The 23,784-nt window shown below is 72.5% G+C and carries 25 protein-coding genes and 2 pseudogenes; 14 read left to right on the top strand and 13 right to left on the bottom strand.

From position 1 onward, the window contains the following. Positions 1-34: 34 nt before the first annotated feature. Entirely contained in the window at positions 35-646 is a 612-nt protein-coding gene (locus ACGFQ9_RS24505) for a hypothetical protein (protein ID WP_393576496.1), read from the bottom strand. A gap of 191 nt (positions 647-837) precedes the next feature. Next, a complete protein-coding gene (locus ACGFQ9_RS24500; protein WP_393576495.1) occupies positions 838-2,079 on the bottom strand; it encodes a hypothetical protein in 1,242 nt (413 codons plus the stop codon). Between the two features lie 124 nt (positions 2,080-2,203). Here ACGFQ9_RS24500 and ACGFQ9_RS24495 point away from each other — a divergent pair. After that, positions 2,204-2,722: pseudogene (locus tag ACGFQ9_RS24495) on the top strand (hypothetical protein); the annotation flags it as partial. A 49-nt stretch (positions 2,723-2,771) separates the two neighbouring features. Here ACGFQ9_RS24495 and ACGFQ9_RS24490 read toward each other — a convergent pair. Both ACGFQ9_RS24490 and ACGFQ9_RS24485 read right to left on the bottom strand, forming a co-directional pair. Then, positions 2,772-2,976 (bottom strand): annotated as a pseudogene (locus ACGFQ9_RS24490) (transposase); the annotation flags it as partial. Positions 2,977-3,016: 40 nt separating this feature from the next. Beyond that, positions 3,017-3,424, bottom strand: coding sequence for a DUF3224 domain-containing protein (locus tag ACGFQ9_RS24485; protein ID WP_393576494.1), 408 nt, complete (start codon positions 3,422-3,424; stop codon positions 3,017-3,019). A gap of 365 nt (positions 3,425-3,789) precedes the next feature. Between ACGFQ9_RS24485 and ACGFQ9_RS24480 the strand changes: the two genes are divergently transcribed. Continuing rightward, positions 3,790-4,632, top strand: a complete 843-nt coding sequence (locus ACGFQ9_RS24480; protein WP_393576492.1) for an RICIN domain-containing protein — start codon at positions 3,790-3,792, stop codon at positions 4,630-4,632. Positions 4,633-4,695: 63 nt separating this feature from the next. Here the strand turns inward: ACGFQ9_RS24480 and ACGFQ9_RS24475 are convergent, their stop codons facing one another. Next, the gene (locus tag ACGFQ9_RS24475; RefSeq protein ID WP_393576491.1) at positions 4,696-5,304 is read right to left on the bottom strand and encodes a TetR/AcrR family transcriptional regulator; all 609 of its coding nucleotides are present in this window, start codon (positions 5,302-5,304) and stop codon (positions 4,696-4,698) included. A gap of 162 nt (positions 5,305-5,466) precedes the next feature. On the opposite strand from ACGFQ9_RS24475, the gene ACGFQ9_RS24470 reads away from it, so the two are divergent. The 5 genes from ACGFQ9_RS24470 to ACGFQ9_RS24450 all read left to right on the top strand — a co-directional run bounded on the left by ACGFQ9_RS24470 (position 5,467) and on the right by ACGFQ9_RS24450 (position 9,310). Further along, positions 5,467-6,372, top strand: a complete 906-nt coding sequence (locus ACGFQ9_RS24470) for a phosphatase PAP2 family protein (RefSeq protein ID WP_393576490.1) — start codon at positions 5,467-5,469, stop codon at positions 6,370-6,372. Beyond that, a complete protein-coding gene (locus ACGFQ9_RS24465; protein WP_393576489.1) occupies positions 6,369-7,292 on the top strand; it encodes a hypothetical protein in 924 nt (307 codons plus the stop codon). The genes ACGFQ9_RS24470 and ACGFQ9_RS24465 overlap by 4 nt, the downstream gene beginning before the upstream one ends. A gap of 253 nt (positions 7,293-7,545) precedes the next feature. After that, positions 7,546-8,391, top strand: a complete 846-nt coding sequence (locus ACGFQ9_RS24460) for a hypothetical protein (protein ID WP_393576487.1) — start codon at positions 7,546-7,548, stop codon at positions 8,389-8,391. Positions 8,392-8,526: 135 nt separating this feature from the next. Next, the gene (locus ACGFQ9_RS24455) at positions 8,527-8,667 is read left to right on the top strand and encodes a hypothetical protein (RefSeq protein WP_393576486.1); all 141 of its coding nucleotides are present in this window, start codon (positions 8,527-8,529) and stop codon (positions 8,665-8,667) included. A gap of 112 nt (positions 8,668-8,779) precedes the next feature. Continuing rightward, positions 8,780-9,310 (top strand): hypothetical protein, encoded by a 531-nt coding sequence (locus ACGFQ9_RS24450; RefSeq protein WP_393576484.1) that lies wholly within the window; start codon positions 8,780-8,782, stop codon positions 9,308-9,310. A 40-nt stretch (positions 9,311-9,350) separates the two neighbouring features. Here ACGFQ9_RS24450 and ACGFQ9_RS24445 read toward each other — a convergent pair whose 3' ends face one another. Then, positions 9,351-9,737, bottom strand: coding sequence for a hypothetical protein (locus ACGFQ9_RS24445; protein WP_393576483.1), 387 nt, complete (start codon positions 9,735-9,737; stop codon positions 9,351-9,353). 182 nt (positions 9,738-9,919) lie between these two features. On the opposite strand from ACGFQ9_RS24445, the gene ACGFQ9_RS24440 reads away from it, so the two are divergent. Both ACGFQ9_RS24440 and ACGFQ9_RS24435 read left to right on the top strand, forming a co-directional pair. Continuing rightward, positions 9,920-10,633: a class I SAM-dependent methyltransferase gene (locus ACGFQ9_RS24440; protein WP_393576482.1), complete on the top strand. Its 714-nt coding sequence runs from the start codon at positions 9,920-9,922 to the stop codon at positions 10,631-10,633. 160 nt (positions 10,634-10,793) lie between these two features. After that, positions 10,794-11,597: a hypothetical protein gene (locus ACGFQ9_RS24435; RefSeq protein WP_393576480.1), complete on the top strand. Its 804-nt coding sequence runs from the start codon at positions 10,794-10,796 to the stop codon at positions 11,595-11,597. Between the two features lie 100 nt (positions 11,598-11,697). On the opposite strand, the gene ACGFQ9_RS24430 is transcribed toward ACGFQ9_RS24435, so the two are convergent. Together ACGFQ9_RS24430 and ACGFQ9_RS24425 are read right to left on the bottom strand one after the other, a co-directional pair. Continuing rightward, positions 11,698-12,651 (bottom strand): hypothetical protein, encoded by a 954-nt coding sequence (locus ACGFQ9_RS24430; RefSeq protein ID WP_393576479.1) that lies wholly within the window; start codon positions 12,649-12,651, stop codon positions 11,698-11,700. Then, a complete protein-coding gene (locus ACGFQ9_RS24425; RefSeq protein WP_393576478.1) occupies positions 12,648-12,986 on the bottom strand; it encodes a PadR family transcriptional regulator in 339 nt (112 codons plus the stop codon). Before ACGFQ9_RS24425 ends, ACGFQ9_RS24430 begins: the two co-directional genes overlap by 4 nt. Positions 12,987-13,105: 119 nt before the next feature. Here ACGFQ9_RS24425 and ACGFQ9_RS24420 point away from each other — a divergent pair, with 119 nt between their 5' ends. Then, positions 13,106-13,483: a hypothetical protein gene (locus tag ACGFQ9_RS24420; protein ID WP_393576476.1), complete on the top strand. Its 378-nt coding sequence runs from the start codon at positions 13,106-13,108 to the stop codon at positions 13,481-13,483. A 142-nt stretch (positions 13,484-13,625) separates the two neighbouring features. Here the strand turns inward: ACGFQ9_RS24420 and ACGFQ9_RS24415 are convergent, their stop codons facing one another. Continuing rightward, positions 13,626-14,234, bottom strand: a complete 609-nt coding sequence (locus ACGFQ9_RS24415) for an ester cyclase (RefSeq protein ID WP_393576474.1) — start codon at positions 14,232-14,234, stop codon at positions 13,626-13,628. 47 nt (positions 14,235-14,281) lie between these two features. Continuing rightward, positions 14,282-14,671 carry a DoxX family protein gene (locus ACGFQ9_RS24410; protein WP_393576472.1) on the bottom strand — a complete coding sequence of 130 codons (390 nt, stop codon included), beginning with the start codon at positions 14,669-14,671 and terminating at the stop codon, positions 14,282-14,284. 101 nt (positions 14,672-14,772) lie between these two features. Here ACGFQ9_RS24410 and ACGFQ9_RS24405 point away from each other — a divergent pair, with 101 nt between their 5' ends. From ACGFQ9_RS24405 to ACGFQ9_RS24390, 4 genes are all read left to right on the top strand, one after another. Then, a complete protein-coding gene (locus ACGFQ9_RS24405) occupies positions 14,773-15,252 on the top strand; it encodes a MarR family winged helix-turn-helix transcriptional regulator (protein ID WP_393576471.1) in 480 nt (159 codons plus the stop codon). A 132-nt stretch (positions 15,253-15,384) separates the two neighbouring features. After that, positions 15,385-16,092 (top strand): hypothetical protein, encoded by a 708-nt coding sequence (locus ACGFQ9_RS24400; RefSeq protein ID WP_393576470.1) that lies wholly within the window; start codon positions 15,385-15,387, stop codon positions 16,090-16,092. A gap of 108 nt (positions 16,093-16,200) precedes the next feature. Beyond that, positions 16,201-16,887, top strand: coding sequence for a hemerythrin domain-containing protein (locus ACGFQ9_RS24395; protein WP_393576469.1), 687 nt, complete (start codon positions 16,201-16,203; stop codon positions 16,885-16,887). 104 nt (positions 16,888-16,991) lie between these two features. After that, positions 16,992-17,918, top strand: coding sequence for a TIGR03619 family F420-dependent LLM class oxidoreductase (locus tag ACGFQ9_RS24390; protein WP_393576468.1), 927 nt, complete (start codon positions 16,992-16,994; stop codon positions 17,916-17,918). 26 nt (positions 17,919-17,944) lie between these two features. Here the strand turns inward: ACGFQ9_RS24390 and ACGFQ9_RS24385 are convergent, their stop codons facing one another. The 3 genes from ACGFQ9_RS24385 to ACGFQ9_RS24375 form a co-directional block, all read right to left on the bottom strand. Further along, entirely contained in the window at positions 17,945-21,346 is a 3,402-nt protein-coding gene (locus ACGFQ9_RS24385; protein WP_393576466.1) for a BTAD domain-containing putative transcriptional regulator, read from the bottom strand. A gap of 95 nt (positions 21,347-21,441) precedes the next feature. Beyond that, positions 21,442-22,443: a GNAT family N-acetyltransferase gene (locus ACGFQ9_RS24380; protein ID WP_393576465.1), complete on the bottom strand. Its 1,002-nt coding sequence runs from the start codon at positions 22,441-22,443 to the stop codon at positions 21,442-21,444. Next, on the bottom strand, positions 22,440-23,783 hold the full coding sequence (locus tag ACGFQ9_RS24375) for an MFS transporter (RefSeq protein ID WP_393576547.1): 1,344 nt from the start codon (positions 23,781-23,783) through the stop codon (positions 22,440-22,442). The genes ACGFQ9_RS24380 and ACGFQ9_RS24375 overlap by 4 nt, the downstream gene beginning before the upstream one ends. Position 23,784: the final 1 nt, after the last annotated feature.

Below are 23,784 nucleotides of genomic sequence, written 5' to 3'. Positions count from 1 at the left end.
GTGGGCGTAGACGCCGGGCGCGAACCGGATGTCCCTACCAGTCGGTCAGGTCCACGAGGAAGTCGCAGTGCGGGTCGTCGGGGGACGGCTGATGGTACTGCTCCTCCTCGATGAGGGCCGGGAGGGAGGCGGTCAGTGCCGTGGGCGTTCCGGTGCAGCGGATGTCGACGCCGATGGTGCCGGGGTGGTCGGGGCGCTGCACGTACAGGCGCAACAGACCGTGCCCCAGCAGCAGGAAGCCGACGACGAGGGCGTTGCCCTCGTCGCCGGAGTCCGACAGGGCGCGCAGGACGGCGAGCGCCTGACCCTGCTCGGGTTCCGGGTCCGGGGTGATCTCCTCGGGACGGAGGCGGATGACGGTCATGCCCATGGCTTCCCCGATGTCGCTGCTGCTGTAGAGCTGGGTGCCGGCCAGGACGGTGCGCAGGATGCCGGGGATGCGGCAGGGGGCGACGGTGCCGTGGGGGATCTCGTACAGGAACGTGGCGCCGGCGTCGTCTTCCCCGGCCTGGATGGCGATCCTGGCGGCGCCCGGGGCGGGCAGGACTCCGCGCAGGCGGCAACCCTCGGCGATGGGCCCGTTGAGGTAGTAGAGGAGCAGACGGCTGACTGCAGCCTGCCGGTCCCGGTCTTCGCGATCGGTCACTGGTTCGTCCATGTGGGGCACTTGCTGTTCGGCTGGTTGCGGGAGAAGGATCGGAGATGCCCCGGACGTTCCGTTCCGTTCCGTTCCCTTCCCTGGTCCGGCCTCGCGTCCGCGCCGTAGGGCTCCGAACGGGGAACCGTGGCAAGCGGGGCCTCATGGCCACTGTCCCGCCGGCCCCGCGTGCCCGGCGGTCAGGGGACGAGGGTGAGGGCGAACCGGTCGAAGATGTCGTACACGTCGATCCAGCCGACCGCCCTGCTGCAGAGCGGATACCCTTCGGCGTGCGTGCAGCCGAACCCGACTGCGACCATCCCGTTCAGCTGCCGGGAGTTCGGGTCGTTGACGGTGATCACGGGGCCGCCGCTGTCGCCCTGCTGCGCGACCCATCCGCCGTTGTGCGGTACGCCGATGCTGCCGAAGACCGTGATGCCGTCGATGACCCAGGCGGCGTCGCCGGCCTGCTCGGTGCGGATGTTGCAGACGACCTTGGAGCCGTAGCCGAGCTGGCAGACGAAGTCGCCCACCGCGATGTTGCGCGTGCCGTTGAGGGAGCGGGTGTATCCCTGGGCATCGGTGCCGTCCCACGTGTAGCGGCTCGTGCGGGCCTCGATGAACGCCGAGTCGATGTCGGCCAGCTCGGCCCTGACCGGGCCGATGAACGTGCCGCCGGCCGTGGTGACGGCTTCGCCGACGTTGTAGCAGTGGCTGGACGTGACGAGCCAGTGGCGCTGGTCCACGCTGCTGATGGCCGGGATGCCGGTGGTGCAGGCCGCTCGCCCGCTCGCGCTCACGGGCCCGAGCGCGGCCCCGGCATAGAACGGCGAACTGTCGTCCCACCGGCTGGCCAGCGGCAGCATCGCGGGCGAGTGGCGGATGCGGACGGGCGTCGCCCCCGCTTCCGCGCGTTCCTGTGCGACGGCCGGGCGGGCGAGGTACTCCTGTGCGGATTTCGTGTCGTCCACGCCGAGCTCGATCGCGCTGCCGTCGACCGTGCTGTTCGCCCTCTCGATCTTGAACGGCAGGTCGCGGCGGTCGGCGAAGGCCTTGATCTCCTTCCTGAGCTGCTGCCGGGACTTCACGCCGCGGCGTACGTTCAGCAGATCCGTGTCGGCCTTCGGGCCGGCCCTGCGCACCGCGTCGAGGAAGGCCGCGCTCCGGCCGGGATCGGTGAGGTAGACGTTGACGGACCGGTAGTCCGCGGCCATCTCGACCTGGGTGTACACATCCGCCTGGCTACTCCGGCCCACCCGGGCCACGGCGTCGGCCAGCACCCGCAGCGGCTCCAGCACTTCCCCCTGACGCTCCGGCGTCATAGCCGCCACGACGTCGGCGGACAGCGGCTCGGGCGTCCTGGCCTCGGCGGACACCGCCATGAGCGGCAGGACGGCCAGCACTGCCGCGAGCGCGACCGGGCGCCACACAGCCTTCTTCATCGATCTCCCCTGGTTACCGTACGGATGCATCGATTACGGTGCGTGACGCTATGGAGTGCCGGGGTCCACAGCAAGGGGGCGCGGGGGGGCGGCGGAGCCATGTGAGGCCGCCGCAGGGCGGCGCATGGGGGTGCATACGGCGCGCAGGAGGGGCGCGCGTGCTCCTGACCACCTCGATCAAGATGCGGTGGCACGCGTGCTGCCGGAACCGGATGTGCGAGCCGTGCCGATCGGCGAAAAGCGTGCTGCGGCTGAGCATTCACCGCCGCAAGGGCGGCAAGTGCGTTCAGGACAACCTGATCGACTTGCACCTCGAGGGACCCCGGGCCGACGAGGGAGCCGCCCTGGTCGAGGGGCACTGCCCCCTTCGGCGCACGGGCCGGACAGGGCAAGTTCGAGAGCCGGGACCGGCGCGGCGGCGAAGGACCGGCTTCCGTCCATGCTCGCCTACCTGCCCCGGGTCCTGCAGACCCCGACGATCGGAGCGTTCTGGGAGGAGCTTGCCGAGCAGGCGCGGGACGAGAACTGGTCCCACGAGGAGTATCCGGCAGCCTTGCTGCAGCGGCAGGTCGCCGACCGGGAGTCCAAGGGCACCGTGATGCGGATCCGCACCACCCATTTCCCGCAGGTCAAAACGCTGGAGGACTTCAACCTCGGCGACGTCGTCGGCCGGCCCCAGCCGCAGGGCGTCCAACCGCCAGGACCAGGCGCCCGTCGGCGGCGCCGGGCTGCGGCAGCCCGGCCGGCACCTGCCGCAACCGCGGCACATCGGCGTTCCCCCTGTTCAAGGCTTCATGCATCGTGCCGTGCCCGCGCCGGTGCTCGGCCGTCAGCGTGAGATCCACCGGTGTGGTCACCGGCCCGTCCGCACAGCAACGCGTCGGTCAGCTCGAACAGATCAGACGAAGGCCATGTTCACGTCCCCGGAACCCGCCGATTAACCGAGCTGGTAGTCGAACCAGATGCGATGCGTGCCGTCAGCATCGACGGCCATCCCTCCGGCCCCGGAGATCCCTACCAGCTCGCCAATGCCGCTTGAAGGCACGATGGTGAAGAACTCCGCTGTACGGTCACTGCCGGAAGTTGTCGCCGAGTGCACGAAGTTGAAGGCCCCCTCCCGTCCCTGCAGCGAGCCTTCGAATGACTCCATGGCCACATAGGTGCCAACGCCGGTCGACTGGTCGAACGCGGCAGTGAACAGGGTCGCCGAGCGCCCCACGACCTCTCCCTCGAAGTGTTTCTCCATCGTCGCGACACCTACCGGCAGCCCAGTGGACACGGCAGGCTCGGGCTTCAGCTCAGTCGGGACGAACGCTTTGACGGTGAAAGTTGCCGTAGCTCTCATGCGCCGACCGTACCGGGGCGGTCTGACAGACGCGGCTGGACCATAGGCAACCCCGGCGCCGGGAGAGTCGCGGCGGGCAGACCGCACCCGCCGGGGCCGCGCCCCGGGCCGCCGGCTCCTCGCCGAGGGTGTGCCGGCTCCTCGCCGAGGGTGTGCCGGCCTGTGTCCACGGTCGGCTGGCCCGACACCGCATTCGGGCGCCGGGCGGGCGCCGCGGCCGCTGGGACGGCGAGATCCTCGGCCGCGCCCTCGGCCCCGGCGGGCTTCTGGGGTTCCTGCGGCGGGCCGGTGCTGGCACCGGCGGAGAGCGAGGCGACTTCCCGGCTTTGCCTCGCTAACATGCTTGCCCCAGGGGGGAGTTGAGGATGAGTGGAGAGCGTGAGACGCCGCAGCAGACCGATGGGGACGGGGGCTCGCGGGGTCGTCAGCCGAAGTGGGCCTGGTGGGTGATCGGCATCGTGGTTCCGGTGGTGGGGACCCTCGCCACGGTCTGGGTGACTGCGGTCAAGGCGGACAAGCCGTCGGCCGCACCGCCCGCCGCGACGGCCGGCCCGTCGGCAGTCAGCCCGTCGACAGCCACCCCGTCGGCGGGACCGACCGGTCCCTCCCCCGCCGAGGGACCGGGTGGAACCCCCGCGTCCCCGGGGCCCACGCCTTCCACCGCTCCCGGCGCACCGGGCGCGCCGCGCTCGCCCGCGCCCGCGCCCCGGCCGAGCGGAAGCGGGTACGGGCCGTCGGAAGCGCCCCGCACCACGCCCCCGCCTGCTGCTCCCGGCCCCCGGAAGCAGCCCGAACAGCGGGCGTTGCCGCTGCCCCCGGGAAACGCCGCCCTGTTCCGCAATGACGACAGCGGCAAGTGCCCGGATGCCGCGTGGAGCAAGGACGACGGCAGCACGGTCGTCCAGTGGGACTGCTATGGCGGGGCCACCCAGCAGTGGACGTTGAAGGAACGACAGATCGTCAACGCGGACAGCGGCAAATGCCTCGACGCCTCTTGGAGCGTGACCAACGGCACCCCCGTCGTCCAGTGGGACTGCTACGGCGGGGCCACCCAGCAGTGGACGGTGGTCCCGGTCAACGGCAGATGGGCGCTCGTGAACACGCACAGCAGCAAGTGCCTCGACGCCGGATGGAGCAAGGACAAGGGCGCCGTCCTCGTCCAGTGGGACTGCTACGGCGGCACCACTCAGACGTGGCACAACCCCTGAAACCGTTCTCCCGGGCCGCTCGCGCGAGGCGGCGGGTGGGCCGGTTCGGCTGTCCGCGGCGGGTCAGGGGTGGTGGGGTGGCGGAGGGGTCAGGCCCAGGGACGGGAGCAGGGCCGCGTCGACGAAGCGGACCAGGTAGTCGGCGTCGGCGTAGCGGCCTTCGAGGAGGGGGCGGATGCGCAGGACGCCCATCAGCTGGGCCGGCAGGAACTCCGTGGCGGGATGGTCCGCGCTGATCTCGCCCCGTTCCACCGCCCGCTCGATCATCGCGTCGTAGGCGGCCAGCTCCGGCTCCACGAGCGCTTCGCGCAGGGCCGACTGGAGTTCCTCGTCGCAGAGCACGGCGTGCCCCAGGGCTTGGGTGAGCCGGGTGTCGCGGCCCGAGGTGAAGGCGGCGATCCGGGCCGTTTCGCGCAGGTCGCCGGCCAGTGATCCGGTGTCCACCGCCGCCACGGCGCCCTGGCGGCTGGCGCGGAGCGCCGCGGCGACGAGTCGGGGCTTGGTCTGCCACTGGCGGTAGAGCGTGGACTTGCCGCAGCTCGCGCGGGCTGCGACGCGTTCCATCGTCAGCGCGTCGTAGCCGTGTTCGCGCAGCTCGTCCAGGACCGCCTGGAAGAACTCCTGCTCCCGCTCCGGTGTGATCTTGGAGCGTCGCCCGCTGGTCGACGTCATGGGGGTGCGGCTCTCCTCGGGATCCCTCTGCGACAGGTTCCGCACGCAGTCTAACCGGAACATCCGCGTATCGATACAGCCTCGTATCGATACGCTAGTGTACCGATACGCAAGTGTTTCGATTTTGTTCAACGGTTTGTGCAACAGGAAGAAGGGCCGGCCATGACCGCCCAGGGCATCGAGGCCGGGCCACCGGCCGGGCCGGGGGCGGCGCGCCGCCGCCTCATACGCGAGGCGGTGCTCGTCGCCGTGCTCTTCGCCGTCTACAAGGCGGGCCGGACTCTCTCGGCGGACCGCACGGACGATGCCTTCCGCAACGCCGAGTGGATCTGGGACGCCGAACGCGCCCTGCGCCTGCCCGGCGAGGGGTCCGTCCAGGGGCTGCTGCTGCACGGGGATTCGTTCGTGTACGCCGCGAACTGTTACTACGCGGCCGTCCACTTCCCCGCGACCGCGCTCTTCCTGGTCTGGCTCTACCTGCGCCGCCCCGCCCACTACCTGTGGACCCGCCGGGTGCTGACCCTCCTCACCGGCGCCGCCCTCGGCCTCCACCTCGCCCTCCCCCTCGCACCCCCGCGGATGCTCCGCGCGACCGGTCTGATCGACACCGCGCAGGTCTACGGGCCCTCCGTCTACGGGGCCTCCCCGGCCGCCGACACCACGGCCAACCAGTTCGCCGCGATGCCGTCGCTGCACTTCGGCTGGGCCTTGATGCTCGCCCTCGGGATGATCGCCGCGACCCGGTCCCGGTGGCGCGCCCTCTGGCTGCTGCACCCGCTGGTCACCCTGCTGGTGATCGTGGGCACCGCCAACCACTACTGGCTCGACGCGCTCGTGGCCACCCTGCTGCTCGGCGCGGCCCTGCTGTCGGTCCCCCGCCCTCGGCAGGCCGGCGGGGAACCCGTCGCGACCGGGGCCCATGCCGGGAGCAGGGCGCGGAGCCTGGCACCGGGCGCACCGGGTGTACCCGGCGTACCGGCAGTACTGGGAGTACCGGGTCCCCGCAACGCCCCCGCCGAGACCGTGGCAAGCGCCGCGGCAGGGGACGTGGCAGGAGGCGTACGGTGAACGCCACCGCCCTCGCCATCGGCCTGAGCCTGGCCTCCTCCCTGGCCTACGCCTCCGCGGCGGTCGCGCAGGAGCGGCTGGCCCGCACCTCCGTCGCGGGAACCACCCGTGCTCTGCTCGGCAACGGCGCCTGGTGGTGGTCGGCCTCGCTGAACGCCGCGGCCGCGCTGCTGCACGCCGCCGCGCTGCGCTACGGCCCGCTCACCCTGGTCCAGCCGCTGGGCGCGCTCACCCTGGTCGCCGCCGTGCCGCTCGGCGCACGGCGGGACGGCCGCCGGGTCACCGGAACCGAATGGCGCGGCACCCTGGCGACCGTCGGCGGGCTTTCCCTGCTGCTGCTCCCCGCATCCGGGCCCGCCCCCGAGGACACCCTCACCCTCACCGAGGCGCTCGCCGTCTCCGGGGCGACCACCGCCGTGATCCTCGTACTGACCGCCGCCAAGGCCTCGCGCTCCGGGCTGCGGCACGCCACCGCCTCCGGACTGGCCTCCGCCGTCGCGTCCGCCCTGACCCAGACCGTGGCCGTGGCCGCCGGGCGCGACGGACCGCTGCCCGCTCCCCGGGTCGTCGGGGTGGCGCTGCTCGTCGTCTTCTTCGCCGTGGCCGGCCTGCTGCTCTCGCAGCGCGCCTACCGGGGCGGACTCGGCGCGCCCCTCGCCGTGGTCAACCTGGCCAACCCGCTCGCCGCGGCCGCCGTCGGCATGGTCCTGCTCGGCGAACGGCTCCAGGGCGGGGCCACAGGTCTGCTGCTCTCCATGGCCGGCGCAACGGCGGCGGCCCGCGGGGTGCTGCTGCTGACCCGGGTCCGTACGACACCCGGCCCGGCGGCAGTCCCGGCAAGCGGCTCGGCAGCCGTCTCGGCCCCTGTCCCGGCAGTCGGCTCGGCAGCCGTCTCGGCAGTCGTGCCGCCGACGGCCTGACTTCGCCGCCCACGAGTGGAGCAATCGCCCGGTTCCGTTGCCCCACCGGCGACACTGGTGTGCCGCGTCCGGCGGGCTCGGGAGCGCCCCGCCGGCCGTCGTCCCGGCCCACAGCCTCATGCGCCTCAAGAGGCATGAGGCATGAGGCATGCCGCACGCCGTGGGGGCGCTGCGGTGTGGTGGTGCGGTGGCGAGCGGCGCGTCCCCCGATCAGACCTGGAGAGGAGGGCGGCACCGCCGCCATCTCACGCGTATGACACCCACCGAGCAACGCGCAGAGGGCGCGGGACCGTTCACCACCCGGCTCACCTGGCAGCCTCCCGGTGGCGGGACCGCCGTGTGGGAGTCGCGGCCCGCCCGCCGGCGCGGAGTCATCGCCATCCGCCCGCCCGGCGCTCCCACCAGCAGGCGCACCAGCGCCGACGCGGTCTCCCTGCGCCGGCTGCGCAGGCTCAACACCGTTGCCGCGACCGCCTTCGTCATCGGCGGAGCACTGTTCGCGGCCGGCGCCGCGGTCGCCCAGTTCGGCTCCGCCGACGCCATCACCTGCGCCTCGATCTACTTCGCCGGGGGTCTCTTCTTCAACACCGGCGGCTTCATCTCACTGCTCCAGGTCGTCAACAGTCCCCGCCACGTGCCCGGCGGCGAGGGCCGGCTGGTCACGCCCGGCTGGCGCTGGTGGAGCTACGAGCCGACCCGGGTGGACTGGCTGAGCACGTTCGTCCTCTTCGTCGGCACCCTGGTGTTCGCGGTCGATCTGCTGGACTCCTTCCTCCAGGGGCTGACCGTCCAGCAGGTCAACCGGCTGATCTGGGCGCCCGACGTGATCGGCTGCGCCCTCTTCCTGATCTCCGGCCACCTGGGGTTCGTCGAGATCTGCCACCGCCCGTGGCCCTGTCTGCGCTGCCGCAGCCTCGGCTGGTGGATCGTCGCCGTGAACCAGCTCGGCTCCGTCCTCTTCATGGTCTCGGCGCTCGCCGCGTACACCCGGCCCGCCACCGGCAGCCTGATCAACACCGACATCACCAACTGGGGCACCCTCCTCGGCGCCGCCTGTTTCTCCCTCGGCGGCCTCCTTCAGCTGTGCGAACGCCCCTGACCTGGTGTTCGGCCACCTCCTCGGGACCCGTCACCGCCGCACCGCCGCAACGGGTTCCGGGGCAGTCGCACTCAGTGACGTCTTCGTGATCATTTTCCGTACAACCCCTTGGCCCGGGCGCGGGTTGATCAGGGCATGGCCCCTTCCTCTCAAGTCCTCGCCGAACGGGACGCGTTCGCGATCCTCGGACCCGAACGCCTGACCATCCGGCGGGACCGGCGGTCCTCGGCGATCTCCCCCGCGGCTCCGGCCCGGATGACCGCGGCCCGGCAGTGACGACCGCCCACACCTGCGACGGCCGCGCACCCCCCGCCTTCCTTTCCTTGCGATCCCCTGCGCCCCGAATCAGCCATGCCCGTACTCAAGCACCCACATGGAGAGGATCCGAATGAGTCACTACCAGCCGTCTTCCGGCTACGGATATCCCCAGCAGCAGCCGCAGCAGCAGCCCGCCGGCATGCCCACGAGCAAGAAGATCGGCATCGGCTGCGGTGGCCTGCTGGGTCTGCTGGTCCTGCTCGCCGCGTGCGGCGCGATCGTCGGCGGGGACACGGACCCGAAGAAGGATCCAAAGCCGGTTGTTTCCGCCGGCGCCACCGCCACCACCACGGCGCCCACGCCGGCACCGAGCAGTACCCCTTCGCCCGAACAGACCCGGGAGAAGCGCTCGCAGTCGCCGGCGCCCCGTGTCTCCACGCAGGCACCCCGTCCGAAGGCGACACCGACCCCGACCCCGAGACCGACCCGCGAGAGCGGAACGAGCGGCGGCAGCGGGGGAAGCGGGGGCGGCAGCACCAGGATCGTGACCCCGGGTTCGTTCTGCTCTCCGGAAGGCGCAACCGGCCGTACGAAGGCCGGGACGCTGATGCGGTGCAAGAAGAAGGTGGGCGAAGACCAGGCCCGCTGGCGCGCGGCGTGACCGTGACGGTGGTCCGGGGTCAGGCTCCGGCCGGTCCCGGTCAGCCTCGTCGTCCGCCCTTCGCCACGGAGGCGATCAGGACAGAGAGGGTGTAGGTCACCACGAGGCTCGCCACCATGACCATGCCCACGCCCACGGCGAACAGGCCGCTGGCGTCGTCCGACCAGTCGTACCAGGCGGCGGCGGTCAGGCCTGCCGTCGTGCCGAGAACGGCCGCCGTCACATACCCTCGGGAGGCCGCCCAGCACACCGGTGCGAGCAGGGTCAGCACCAGCCCGATCACCTGCCAGGCCTCGTACGGGCCGGTCACCGAACCGTCGGGGTGCACGTCGCGGTGCTGGTCCCAGCCCAGCCAGGCGGCCCATGCGGCAACCGGTACGAGGAACAGCAGGACGGAGGCAGCGGTCTTCCCCGCTCTTGGGTGCATGTCCCAAGCGTCCCGCCCGGCCCCGGGCGCCGCGCAGCGCGCACGTACTCACCTTCCGCTGAGTAGTGCCCGCGGCGGCGGGGCGTTCGCCGTGGTGCTCGGTCAGCATGGTCGCGGAGGACCGGGCGTGGCGGGTGAGCGCGTCGGGCCCGGGACGGTTCGAGGCGGAGAGGGGCGTCAGCATGTCGGAGGACAGGCCGGACGTGCCGGCCGAGCTGGCCGAGGCACAGCGCGAGCACTGGCAGCGGACATACGGCGACCATCCCGGCATGTACGGCGCTGAGCCGTCCGGGGCGGCCGTCCACGCGGCCGGGGTGTTCCGGGCCGCCGGTGCGCACAAGGTGCTGGAGCTGGGCGCCGGGCACGGGCGCGACGCGCTGTACCTCGCCCGTGAGGGATTCTCCGTGCTGGCCACCGACTTCAGCCCGGCGGGGCTGGAGCAGCTGCGTGCGGCCGCCGCCGCGCAGGGCGTCGCCGAGCGGGTCACCACGGTGGTCCACGACGTGCGCGGGCCGCTTCCGCTGACGGATGCCTCGGTGGACGCGGTCTACGCGCACATGCTGCTGTGCATGGCGTTGTCCACCGAGGAGATCCACGCCCTGGTCGGAGAAGTCCACCGTGTTCTGAGGCCGGGCGGCACCTTCGTCTACACCGTCCGCCACACCGGCGACGCGCACTACCGGGTCGGCACCGGGCACGGGGACGACATCTGGGAGCACGGCGGGTTCGCCGTCCATTTCTTCGCCCGCGACCTGGTCGACGCCCTGGCCGGCGGCTGGCACCTCGCGGAGGTCCACGCCTTCGAGGAGGGCGGGCTCCCGCGCAGGCTGTGGCGGGTCACCCAGACCCTGCCGGGTGAGGCGGGTTCGGCGGGGGCGGGCGGCGTGCTCGGCTGATCGGCCGACGTGGCGCGTTGTCCTGCCGGGTGTCGCGGGCACCGGGGGTCCTGGTGCTGTGACCATGGAGTGTGGAGTGTGGAGTGTGGAGTGTGGAGTGTGGGGTGATGGGTGGTGCGTCGCCTCCGAGTGACGCTCGCCCGGACCCGCTGTAGGTGATGTGGTGGATTGGTTGGCCTCGCTGCCGACGGTCGTGCTGACCGTGGGCTGGCTCTGCCTCGCCCTGCTGGTCGCGGCCGTGGCGCGGGCCGGCGTCCGGGCACTCGTACCGGTCGAGGAGCAGGATCGGGTGCCGCAGATCGCGATGCCCCTGATGCCCACGCTCGGCGCCGCCTTCGCTATCTTCGCGGCACTCTCGCTGGCCAGCGAGGCCGGCTACCTGCGTGCGGCGGAAGGACTGGTGAGCGACGAAGCGGCTGCGGCCTCGCGCCTGGCGTGGTCGGCGACGAGTCCGCAGGTGCGGTCGGAGCCGATCCAGTCGGCGCTGCTGGACTATCTGCGGACCACACGCGCCGGTGAATGGGAGGCCGGGACGGCGGCGGCCGGTGACGACCGGGCCACCGCTCGCGCGATCGCGCGGCTGGAGCGGACCGTGCGTGCCGAGGCGGCCCGGCCCGAGCTGGGAGGCCCGGCGGGCACGGAGCTGTTGGTCTCCCTGGACGGCGTCACCACCAGTCGTCGCGCCCGCATCGCGGCTGCCTCTCGCGACGTTCCCGCGCTCTACGCCGTCACGCTGATGGTCGGCGGACTGGCCTTGCTCGTGAACGCCGGCGCGCTCACCTTCCGCAGCAGCCTGCGGACGTCACTGCTCGTCCTCGGCATCGCGAGTGTGGTCGGGCTGAGCCTGGCGTTGCTCTTCGCACTCACCGCGCCCTGGAGCGGACCGCTCACCGTGAGCGGTCATCCCCTCGACGTCATCGTCGGGGACCTGAAGTCCGGCTTCTTCCAGGGCGGGGGGTCCTGAAGCGCATCGCGGTGGCCGAGGCGGTTTCACCGCCGCCGAAGGCAGCGGGCGGGCGGCGCGCGGGCCCCGCGGTGCGGACCGTGGGGCCGGGGCGGCCGGCTCAGGTGGTGCGGCTCTGCCGGCGTTGGGCGGTGATGGCGAGGAGGGGGATCGGCACGACCAGGCAGAGGAGCACGGCCTGGGCCGGCAGGGAACCCACGAGGTACAACGGCTGGGTGACGATCGCTCCGGCGCGGACGATCGTGAACGCGGCCACGGGGACGAGCCACCGGTAGTCGCCGGTGGCCGCGGTCAGCACCCACGCGGCGGCGAGCATGGCGACCTCGATGACGAGCAGGCCCCGCTGGAACCACGGATCACCCGAGGTGATGTGCAGGGCTCCGGCCACGAACAGGGCACCCGCCAGCGGGACGAGCCAACCGTACGAGCGACGGCGCATCCCGCCCGGGCGGTAGGCCGCCGACACCGCGCAGGTGAGGCTCAGGACCCCCGAGAGTATGAGGTCGTGGGCTCGCAGCGGAGCGGCCAGGCCGTAGTAGCCGACGCCCACCACGCCCTCGTCACCGAAGAGCGTCGAGCCGGCGACCCCGGTTCCGACGCAGACCATCGCCAGCGAGGCCGGCAGAGCGATCCACGCCCGGCCGCGCAGCAGCGCGACCAGGCAGACCAGCGGGAGCAGGCCGTAGGGCAGGAGCCGCGTCCGGGTGTCGGCGCCCTGTGTCCACGGGAACCAGCCCACGCGGTCGAAGCCGGTGACGTGGCCGCCGGGTTCGATGCGCAGGGCCCAGTCCCACACGTCCTGCAGGTACGGCACCAGGGCCAGGGCGGCGAGGACGAGCGCGGCCAGGTGGAAGCCCTCCAGCCACCACGGCCGGCTCTTGTCCTCGCAGGCGGCGCGGGCGTGGGCCTGCACCCCTCCGCGCAGCAGGGCGACGACTTCCCGCGGCGGTGGCCAGGAGCGGCCCGGGTACGCCTCGGCCAGGCAGCCCAGGACCTCCTCCCCCTGCCGGGTGCGGTACTTCTTGGGATAGGCGGCGAGCAGGATACGGTTCATGCCCGGGCCGCCCTGAGGGAGGTACGGCCGATGACGACGGCCGCCGCCTTCTGCATGCGCAGGGCTTCCTGCCGGAGCGTGCTGTCACCGTCCTCGGTGAGCCGGTAGTAGCGCCGCGCCCGGCCGTCGACGATCTCCTCGTGATCGGCTGCGACCCACCCGGACCGTTCCATCCGGTCCAGCGCGCCGTAGAGGGTGCCGACGGCGATCGTGAGCCGTCCGTCCGTGACCTGCTCGGCGGCCTTGATGATGCCGTAGCCGTGCAACGGGCCCTCCTGGAGGGCCGCAAGGATGAAGTACTGCGATTCCGTCAGAGACGGTGATCGTTTCGTCATGATCGCGAGCATATATCGTTCACCGATATATGCGTCGAGCGGGTCGAGGTGGGATCGCTCGCCATGATGGGGAGGAAACTCCTGGAGACCTGAGGGCTCGGCCCCGTACGCTCGGGCGCATGCCCCGCTCTTCGAAGAAGCCCCGCCGGCTCGTTGCCGACGGCCGTGCCTACATGTGGACGGTTCGCCACGGCCACTGCGTGCTGGAGAACGGCGGCTGCCGCAAGACGCTCACCCTGCGCTCTCACCCGTCGGGCACCGGCGGCTTGCTGCGGCTCGTCTTCGACGAGGGCAGCGGCCGGTACGTCTCGGGCTTCACCACGGGGTCGGGGGAAGTGGGGGCCGTCGGCATCGGCGCCCTGAACCTGCACGAACCGGGCACGGTCCGGTTCCTGCTCGACACGGCGCTGGCCCGCGGATGGGAACCGGGAGAGAAGCGGGAAGTGAAGGTCGACGGCTGGACCTTCCTCGAGGCGGCGGTCGCCGCGCGGGGCTGACGCCGCACGGGCTGACGCCGTCGCCTCCTGCCCGGACATCCTTCCGGGCCGCGCGTGAGTCGCATCTTCCGACATCCGCAGGCATCCGCAGGCACCGCGCCGGTGCGTGGCCCGGCGGTTTCCGCGCCGGGCCACGCGCGGGTCAGGCGAGGCCGAGCTGCTTGTAGAAGGTGTTGTTGTCCCAGAACAGGAACTCCTCCTGCATCACGCCGTCCTTGTTCCAGATGCCGACCGTGACCATGTTGACAGAGAACTTCTTGCCGGTCGGCTGGATGAAGCCGCCCTTGCCGTCGGGCATGGGGCGGGTGAAGGTGCCCTGCATGACGCCGGTCACCGAGGTCAGGTTGCCCTTGGCGATGCGGTTCGGGTGTTCGGTGATGCGCGTGTCCGGCGCCCAGACGAACTGGCTCTTCATGTCGGCGATGTGCTGGTCGATGCCGTCGGTGTAGTGGCCGTCGGGCCAGTGGACGCGGATGTTCTTCGCGTGGCTCTCATCGATCCGGTGCCACTGCTGACCGGAGTAGACGTTGAAGTCCAGGTCGTCGAAGGCCTCGAGGTTCTTGCGCTCCTCGTGGGTCAGGTTGGCCGGCCAGGACGACTCGGCCTGCGAGGTGGAGGCCGGGTCTCCGATCGGTTCCGGGTCGCTCGCGGCCGAGGCCGCCAGGCCGGTTCCGGTGGCTACCGCGGTGAGGACGAGGGCGCCCAGGGCGGCGGCGCCCGCACCCTTGAGGATGTTGCGGCGGTTGATCATGTCGAACTCCTTGTCTTGCAAGATCACGCTGGGGGGAGGGGTGGGGCTCAGAAGGCGTAGGGGCCGAAGCGGCCCCAGGCCACGACGGCGGCCAGGACGAGCAGGACCAGGGCGACCGGAAGGGCTGTCGCCTCCTTGCGGCGCAGGTGCAGCACGGTGGCGCCCAGCATGGTCGCCACGAGTCCGAGGGCGGCCCAGGCCGCCAGGGCCGGCGCGACGCCGAGCGCGGCCGGGACGACCAGCCCCACGGCACCGAGCACCTCGAGGGCGCCGACCGCCTTGACGGCCCCTGGGGAGAAGTCCGCGGTCCAGGCCATTCCAGAGGCGGCCAGCTTTTCTCGCGGCTGGCTGATCTTCATCAACCCGGCTGCCAGAAACACGAGCGCGAGGACACCGGCAATGACCCACAGGGCGGCGTTCATCAGGGGACTTCCCATCCGTTGACTTGAACCTTCAAGTTCGAAGCTAGCGCGCTCAACTTGAAGCGTCAAGCGTGGAGGGTTGAAATTGACTTGAAGGATCAAGCTAGAATGCGGTCATGGATGCGCATGAACCCCGCTGGCTGAATGCCGAGGAGAGGCAGACCTGGCTCTCCTTGGCCGCCATGGTGATCAACCTGTCGAACGCGCTGGACACCCAGTTGCAGCGCGACGCCCAGATCAGCCACTTCGAGTACCAGGTCCTGGCCACCCTGTCCGAGGCCGCCGAACGCACCATGCGGATGAGCGAGCTGGCGGTCCTCACGAACGGCTCGCTCTCCCGCCTGTCCCACGTGGCCAAGCGCCTGGAGAAGCAGGGCTGGGTGCGCCGGACCCCCGACCCGGACAACGGCCGCTACACCTTGGCCGTCCTCACCGAAGCCGGCTGGGAGAAGGTCGTCGCCACCGCCCCGGGCCACGTCGAGGAGGTCCGCCGCCTCGTCTTCGACCCGCTCACCCAGGCCCAGCAGCGCACCCTGCGCACCATCGGCCACCGCGTCAACCAGGCCATCGCCCCCACCGACAGCTGCCCCGAGTGACGGTGAACCCTGACGAACCCTTTCTCCGGTACGACTGTTCCACCGTGCGGGTGGATCACCCGCCCGACCGTCACCGTCCGCACACGACCCCTCGGTAAACAGGGGGTGCCATTCGCCCCCCACCGTTGACTGATGGGTCGTCATACCATGTTGAAGGTCGCCCTCCGGGTCCTCGCCGCTGCCCTCATGCTGTCCGCCGCCGTCACGCCGTCCGCCACGGCAGCGCCTGCGGCCGAAGACGAGACCACCGCCCCCTGCGGCCCGGTCATCGACTACCGGGCCGGGGACTGGTGGCGCACCACCACCCTGCCGCAGATCGCCCCCACCGTCGCGGACACCGCGATCAGCGAGCGATGGCAGTGGCGCGAGGACGTCAACACCCTGTGGCGCGGCGACACCAGGGAAACCGTGGACGAGATCTTCCGGACCGGTTTCACCCCGCGCGGGGACCAGGTCACCCCCCTGGCGGAGTACATCGTCAAGGGGGGAGGGCAGCAGAGTGCCCACCTCAGCACCAGCTGTGACCAGTCGGTGGCCAAGAGGTTCGCCACGTACGGCGCGACGCAGACCGGCTGGGTGTACGAGATCTACGCGCCCGGCGGGATCGACGTCAACGCGACGGCGCGGGTGAACAACTACCAGTCGCCGTACCTGTGGAACAAGGAGATCGACTTTCCTGGCGGGGTCAAGGGCCAGTTCATCAAGGGCGCCTGCAAGTACCGCCTGACCGGCACCGACCCCGTCACCAACGAGAAGACCTGGGTGAACCTGGGCTGCAAGGACAACCTCGGCTTCGCGCCGTACAAGACCCAGCCCACCCTTCACGCCCTCGCGCGCTGAGCCGGACCGCCACCGGCCGTCGTACGGACCGTCCCGGGGCAGTCCGTACGACGGCCGGGGCAAGCCGGGTGCAAGTGCCCTGCAACCGGGGCGCCGAAGACTGGGGTCATGACTTCGAGCAGCACTTCCGACCCCACCGTCCACCCCTACACCCGCGAGATGGCGATGATCCACCAGGTGTTCCGCCGTGAGTCTCGCCTGCTGGCCGAACTCGTCCAGGACGTGCCTCCCACCGACACCGCGCGCGCCCGGATCCTCGCCGAGCACTGGCGGCTGTACGCCGTGGGCCTGCACGCCCACCACACCGGCGAGGACGAGGTGCTCTGGCCGGTGCTGCTGCCCCACCTGGACCTCGATGCCGAGCAGGTCCTGGCGATGGAGGCGCAGCACCGCGAGCTCACCGAGGGGATCGCCGAGGTCCAGGGGCTCATGGACCGGTGGCAGGCGCGGGCCCTGGCCGAGGACCGCGACGAGCTCGCCGAGGCGCTGCGCAGGCACCACCGGCAGCTGTGCGCGCACCTCGACGAGGAGGAGCGGGAGGTCATGCCGCTGGTCGCGCTGCACGTGACAGAGAAGCAGTGGCACGCGGTGGGTGAGCGGGGCCTCGCCGAGACGCCCCGGAACCGGCTGATGATCGCTCTGGGCGCCATCCTGGAGGACAGCTCTCCCGAGGAGCGCCGGGAGTTCATGGCGCGGCTGCCCCTCCCGGCCCGGGTGATGTGGAGGCTTCTCGGGCAGCGGCAGTACCGGCGTGAGACCGACCGGATCCGCGCCGGCCGGCGCACGGCCGTCTGACCTGCCGTCTGACCTGCCGTCAGACCTGCAGTCAGACCTGCTGTCTGACCCACCGTCTCTCCCAACGGCTTCCCGCCCCGTAACCGATCGAGGAACTCTCACCGATGCGCATCGGATTCTCCGTCCCCCAGTTCGGCCCGTTCGCCGATCCCGGCCTCACCGCCGGAATGTGTACGGCGCTGGAGGCCCTGGGCTGTCACAGCCTCTGGGTGGCCGACCGGCTCCTGGCCCCGCTCTCCTCCCCCGACGGCTATCCCGGCGGGAAGGAGATGCCCGCCCGGTACGCCACCCACCTCGACCCGCTGCTCACTCTGGGCGTGGCGGCCATGGCGACCGAACGGGTACGTCTGGGCAGCAGCACGCTCAACGCCCTGTGGCAGCCTCCCCTCGTGCTCGCCCGGGCGCTGACGACCCTCGACCTGATCAGCCGCGGACGTCTGGACGTGGGGATCGGGCTGGGCTGGATGCGAGAGGAGTACGAGGCCGCCGGGGTGCCCTGGCAGGGGCGCGGCGCGCGGCTGGAAGAGACCCTGGACGTCCTCGATGCCGTGTGGCGGTCCGACACGGTCGTCCACACCGGTCCGCTGTGGACGATCCCCGAGTCGACCGTCCTGCCCAAACCCCTCCAGGTTCCGAGGCCGCCGATCCTGCTGGGGGGCTTCACCCCGCCCGCTCTCGAGCGGGTAGGCAGGCGCGCGGACGGCTGGCTCGCGGCCTCGATGCCGCTCCCGTTCTTCGGCGGTCTGTGGGCGGTCGCCGTCGAGGCCGCCGAACGGGCGGGCCGGGACCCGGCGGGGCTGCGCCGGGTGTTCCGGGTGAACCCCGAGGTCACCGCGGCGGAGGCGGCCCCCGCGGAGAGCCACCACCGCGGGACCGTGCGCCAGATATGCGACCACCTCAGGACGATGTGCGAGGCGGAGACCGACGAGGTGCTGGTGGACCTCCAGTTGACGACGGACTCGCCCGAGGAGTTCCTCGACCTGGCGGCGGCGTTCACGGCCGAACTGGCCGGGGGTTCCCCGGCCGCGTAGGGCCACCCCTGCACTGAGGGGTGGCCCTACGCGGGCGCCGGCGGAAGTCCGGCCAGGGCCGTCCGGGCGGCGTCCGCCCAGAGGGGCGAGTCCCACGCGGCCGCCACTCGCTCGGCTTCCAGGTAGTGGCGCCGGGCCTCCTCGGGGCGGTCCAGGAAACCGGCGAGTTCGCCCAGGGTCTGCGCGACGGGCCGGAAGACCAGGCTGAGGCTGCTCGCGCCGCCCGCTAGCCCCCGCAGGGGCAGCAGGTCCTCGTACACCTCGGCGGCCGCCGCCGTGTCGCGGAAGGCGATGGCGGCCACGCCGCGCAGCCCGGCCAGGATGGGGTAGGCGAAGTCGCGCCGGAGCGGTACGCGTTGGCCGAAGACCTCCCGGGCCTCTTCGGGGCGGCCGCCGGCCAGCAGCGCGAGCGCGGCGAGGGCTTCGTTGTGCGGCTTGTACTGCTCCCACACCGCGAGCAGTACGGGCAGCATCTCGGCGAGCCGGCCCTGCTGCAGGCGGATGCACCCGACGCTCAGGGCGGCCAGCCCGCTGAGGTCCACCGCCCCCCGTGCGCGCAGCTCCGCCACCGCCGTCACCAGGCCCTGCTCCGCCTCCTCGAAACGCCCCTGTGCCATGGCGAGCATGGGTCGGCGCAGCCTGGCCACCGCGAACGCGCCCTGGAGCTCGTACCGGCGGGCGATCTCGTCCGCTCGCACGAGGCAGCGCTCCATCTCCGCCGGGTCGTTGCCGGCGGCCGCGATCCGGGCGGCGATGTAGGCGCTCATCCAGGAGTACTCGGGGTTGTCCTGGGCGTCTGCCACCTCGGCGAGTTCCCGGTGGAGCTCCTGGTAGGCGGCGGGTTCGAGTTCCCCGTCCACCTTGCGCAGCAGCGACGTGAGGGTCAGCCCGCGCAGCCGGGGCTCGCCCGTGGTCCGGGCGAGTTCCACGGCGCGGCGCGCCACGGCCACGGCGCGGGGATCGGTGTCGTCGAGCGCGTCGGCCAGCTGGTCGAGGAGCAGGCAGCGCTGCCGGTCGTCCGGCCCAGGGTCCTCCAGCAGCTCCCCGAGTTCCCCGACGGCCTCCGGGTCGGACGCCGCGTACGGTCGGACCCGCCAGGGCGTGGGCTCGGTCCAGGTCGTGTACGCGGCGGTCAGCAGGTCGGCCCGGCCCTCCGCGCGGGCCACCCGCACGGCCTGCTCCTGTGCCTCGCGGGCGGGGACCACGGCCCCCATCCGGATCCGGCAGTCCACCAGCTGGCCCAGCAGCATCACGCGCAGCAGAGCGGCGTCCTGGTCGGCGAAGGCGGCCGGATGGTCGGAGAGGAGGCCGAGGGCCGCGCTCAGCAGGGCTTCGGCGTTCTGCGGGGCGTAGCGGCGTACGGCCTGCTCGCACGCCAGCCTGGCGTGGTGGACCGCGGGCACGGCGTCGGCGGTCACCACCGCGGCCGCCCGCAGGAGGTGGTGGGCCGTGGCCGCGACGTCGTCCGAGCCGAGGGCGATCAGACCCCTGCCAAGCCGGGAGTGCATCCGGGCCAGCCGCAGGCGGGTGAGGTCGCCCTCCAGGGCGTCCCGGACGAGGGCGTGGGTGAAGCGGACGGTGCCCGGACGCGGCTCGGTGAGCAGTCCGGCGGCGACCCCCGCTTCCAGGGCGTCGAGGAGCTGTTCGGCATCGCTGTCCGCGGCGTGGACGAGGAGGGCCACCGGAGCCTCGCGTCCGGCGACGGCCGCCAGCCGCAGTCCGGCCGTGACGGTCGGCGCGAGCAGGGCCAGCCGGCGCCGCAGCACGTCTCGGACCCCCTGCGGGACGCGGGCCAGCGCCTGCTGTTCTCCCTCACCGGCCAGCAGGAGCGAACTCTCGCGCAGGTAGAAGGGGTTGCCTCCGGCCCGTTCGGCCAGGGCCGCCGCGGCCCGATCGCTCATGCCGGTCGCGCCGCGCCGCAGCAGTTCCTTCGCCTGGGCGTCGGACAGCCCGCCGAGCGCCAGCCGCAGGGGTGAGCGGGCGGCCAGGCGCGCCAGTGCCCCGGTCAGGTCGCCCTCGCCGGTGCGGTACGAGCCCACCAGGAGCAGCGGTACGTCGCGCAGCTGCTCGGCGCAGAGCAGGAACAGCTCGATGCTCTCCTGGTCGGCCCGGTGCAGGTCGTCGAGCACGATCGCCAGCGGCTGCCGCAGGGCCGTGTCACGGAGCCAGCCGAGCAGCGCCCTGTGCAGGCGGAAGCGCCGGGCCGGGCTGCCGTCCGGCTGCCCGGAGTCCCGCTCCGTGCCGGGGGCCAGGAGCGGAGCGAGCTCATCGGTGTGGGGGCCCGGTGGCGCGGCCTCCGCCAGACCCGGCAGCATGTCGAACCAGGCCCGGCCGGGCGGGGCGCCGTCGGTCTCCGGGCACTGCCCGGAGCCGACCAGCCAGTCCTGCTGCGGCAGTTGGCGGACGGCGGCCTCCAGGAGACTCGATTTGCCGATGCCGGCCTCGCCGGAGACCAGGACCACCTGCACCGACCCGCCGCGTGCCCGGTCCGCGGTGGCGGCGAGACCGGCCAGCTCCTTGTCGCGGCCCAGGAGCCGGTCCGCCGTGAGCACTGTCGGCACCGTCGGCGTTCCCCGTGTGACGGCCGCGACCGGGCCCGGTACCGCGGGCGCGGCGGCGGCCGCCGTGGCGCGCACGGTGACTGCGGTGGGTGTCCCGGTCGCCTGCCGGAGCACGTCCAGGTGCTGGTGCAGCAGGGCCTCCTCCAGCTCCAGCAGGGCGGGCCCGGGCTCGACGCCGAGTTCCTCGCCGAGGACGTGCCGGGCCCGCCGGAGTGCGGCCAGGGCGTCCCCCTGCCGGTCGCGGGCCCACAGCGAGAGGGACAGCAGCCGCCAGCCCTCCTCGTGCAGGGGCTGTTCGCGGGTCAGCGCGGTCGCGTCGGCGAGGGCCCGGTCGGCCTGCCCGGAGCCCAGCCGTGCCGCGGCGAGCCGCTCGCGGGCGGTGCGGTGCACCTCTTCCAGGCGAGCGCGTTCACCGGCGGTCCAGGGCTCGTCCGAGAACTCCGCGTACGGCGGCCCGCCCCAGGAGGCCAGCGCCCCGGCCAGGCCCTCGGCGGCGGCGTGGGCGGGCAGCCCCGCCGCCGAGCAGGCCGCCACCCGGGCCTCGAACGCCCAGGCGTCCACCGCTTCCTGCTCCAGGGCGAGGGCGTAGCCGTAGGGCGCGCTGACCAGCAGCCGTGCGGGTGTCCGGGGGGCGCGTCCCGGTTCGAGGACGCGCCGCAGACGCGCGACGTAGGCGTGGAGCGATGCCTGCGCGCTCGACGGGACGCGCCTCGGCCACAGCCTCTCGATGATCCGCTCCGTGGGCACGACCGCCCCGCGGGCGAGCAGCAGTTGGACGAGGACCATCCGCGCGAGCCGGCCGCCCGCGTCGACCGGGCGGCCGTCGACCTCGACCCGGAACGGGCCGAGCACCTTCAATGTGACCATGACAAGAACATCGTAAGCGGCGCACCGTGGGCCGCTGAGCCGGCGAACCGGCGAGTCGGTGACTCGGTGAGTCGGTGAGTCGGTGAGTCGGCGTCTCAGCGGTCGACCAGGGCGTAGAGGCCGGATATCGCGGCGCCGCGCCGTCGTTTGGCCTCGATCGCCGTCATGCCCGCGTGCAGGGCGGTCGTGCCGTGGACGTAGGCGTCTTCGATGGGCAGGTAGTACATGAGGTTGAAGTACAGGCCGGGCGCCGGATGCCGGCGGTCGGTGGCGACCGCGCGGATCCATGTCGTGGTGCCGTAGTGGTAGTAGAGGCAGAAGCCGATCATGCGCCCACCGTCGTGGGCGGCCACCACGCGGGCCTCGCCGCCCATCGCCCGCGCCTGCCGTTTCAGCAGGGCGGTCATCGCGTCGATGCCGTCCCGGTCGTGCCCGTGGTGCTGCTGGTGTCCGGCGAGCAGGAGACCGGCCTCCTCGTGGCAGTCGGCGAGGGGCCGGTGGCGTACGTCGAGCCCGGCGGCCGCGAAGTCGCGGCGTTCGCGGCGTATGCCGACCCGGCGCCGCGAGGGCAGGGAGGCGATGTAGTCGTCGATGCCCGCGCCGGGGAGCGGGATGAGGGCGTCGTCCTGCAGGTGGAGGGGGTGTCGGGGGTACAGGGGGGCGAGTCGGTCGGCGGCCTCGGCGGTGAGGTAGGGCCACCAGTGGGTGGTGTCGTTGCGGTCGGCGAACCGGCGTGCGGCGTCGCGGAGGAGGGCGAGGCAGGCGTCGCGCCGCGCGGGGTCGAGGCCGGGGGCGGTGAGCGGGGTGTTGTGGTAGCCGCGCCGCGCCCCGGCGATCACCCGGGGCCGCAGGGGCGGGGGCAGTACGGTGCCGGGCTCGTAGGAGTCGTTCGGTTCCTCCCGCACCAGATGGAGGGGCGTGGCGGCGAGCAGGTCGCCGGTGTGGTCGCGTACGAGCGCGTACGCGCGGGTGGCGGTGGGGTCTTCCTCCTCGCCGGCGAGCCACTGATGGCTGAGGTAGAAGCCGGCCGGCCGGGCGAGCCACTCCCACTCGGCGGCGGGGACGGTGTGGATGGATTCGGCGATGCTCGTGATCAACGGCGTTTCCTTCGGCGGGGGCTGCCGGCCTGCTTCAGGGCGGGGGCGGCGGCCATGGCGATCAGACAGGCCGCGGCTTCCACGCCCCACGGCAGGAGGGGCCCGGCTTCCAGGAGCAGGGTGAACAGGGCGGGGGCGGCGACCATGCCGATCGCCCAGGAGAACTGGTACAGGCCCTGGGTGAACCCTCCGGCGGCCTCGGGTGTCAGACTCACGGACAGTTCGCTGAGCGCCGGGCCGAGGAGGATCTCCGCCACGCTGAACAGCACGATCGCCAGGACGAGGGCGGCCCAGGCGGTGGCGGCGAGACGGGGCTGCGCGGGCAGCGCGAACGCCGCCATTCCCGCGGCCATGACCAGGTATCCGACGGCCACGGCGCGGTGGGGCAGCTTCGGCGCCAGGTGCGCGGTGACGGCCGTGGAGCATGCGGAGACGATGACGGTGTTGACGACGAACAGCACGCTCGCCGCCGAATCGGGCAGGCCCAGGGTGCGGACGGCGTAGAGGGCGACCAGGACGGCGAGGATGGCCTGGGCGAGGACGTAGGGGATGTTCACGGCGACGAGAAGGAGGTAGCGGCGCGTGTGGTGCGGCGGGGTCGCCCGGTCCAGCCGGTTCGGCTGGTTCACCTCGTTCACCTCGTGCGGCTCGTGCGGCTCGTTCCGCTCGTTCGCCTCGTTCGGCGGGCCGTCCGGCAGGGGGCTTTCGGGCGGTGGCGGGGTGGTGGTGAGGGCGGCGAAGCAGGCGGCGGCCAGCAGGTAGGTGACGGCGTCGACGGCGATCAGCCACCGCAGCGAACCCGTCCCGAACACGGCCAGGGCCCCTGCCGCTGCGGCGGCCCCCGCGGCGAGTCCGATGTTGCGCAGCGAGCCGGTGAAGGCGAACCACGACCGGCGCTCCCCGGGTTCGGTGACGTGTGTGATCAGGGTGCGCTGCGCGGTGAAGTACATGTTGATCCCGGCCTGCACCAGCAGGTACACGCCGGCGACGTGCCACAGCTCGCCCGCGCACAGGAAGAGGGTGAACCCGGCGGCGGAGAGGATGTTCGCCCAGACCACGACGAGTTTGGGACCGGCGCTGTCCATGAGGCGGCCGGCGAGGAAGGTGACCGGCAGGGCGATGGCCTGTCCCACGGTCATCGCCACGCCCACCTGCGCCGGCGGGAGAGCGTGTACGTCGGTGAAGTACAGGAGCCCCAGGGGCAGGAGCATGCCGTTGCCGACGGAGTCGATCAGGTTGCCGGTGATGAACAGGCCGTGGCCGCGCAGCGCGGGCAGGCCGAGGCGGTCCGCCGTACGGAGCCGGGGACGGGGGCGGGGGCGGCGCGTGTCCGTGGTCATG

This window comes from Streptomyces sp. NPDC048603 (genome assembly GCF_043199475.1).
In the GTDB taxonomy this organism is placed as follows: Bacteria; Actinomycetota; Actinomycetes; order Streptomycetales; family Streptomycetaceae; genus Streptomyces.
The sequence above is the reverse complement of the archived record's forward strand: the minus strand, read 5'-3'. Positions and strand labels throughout refer to the sequence as shown.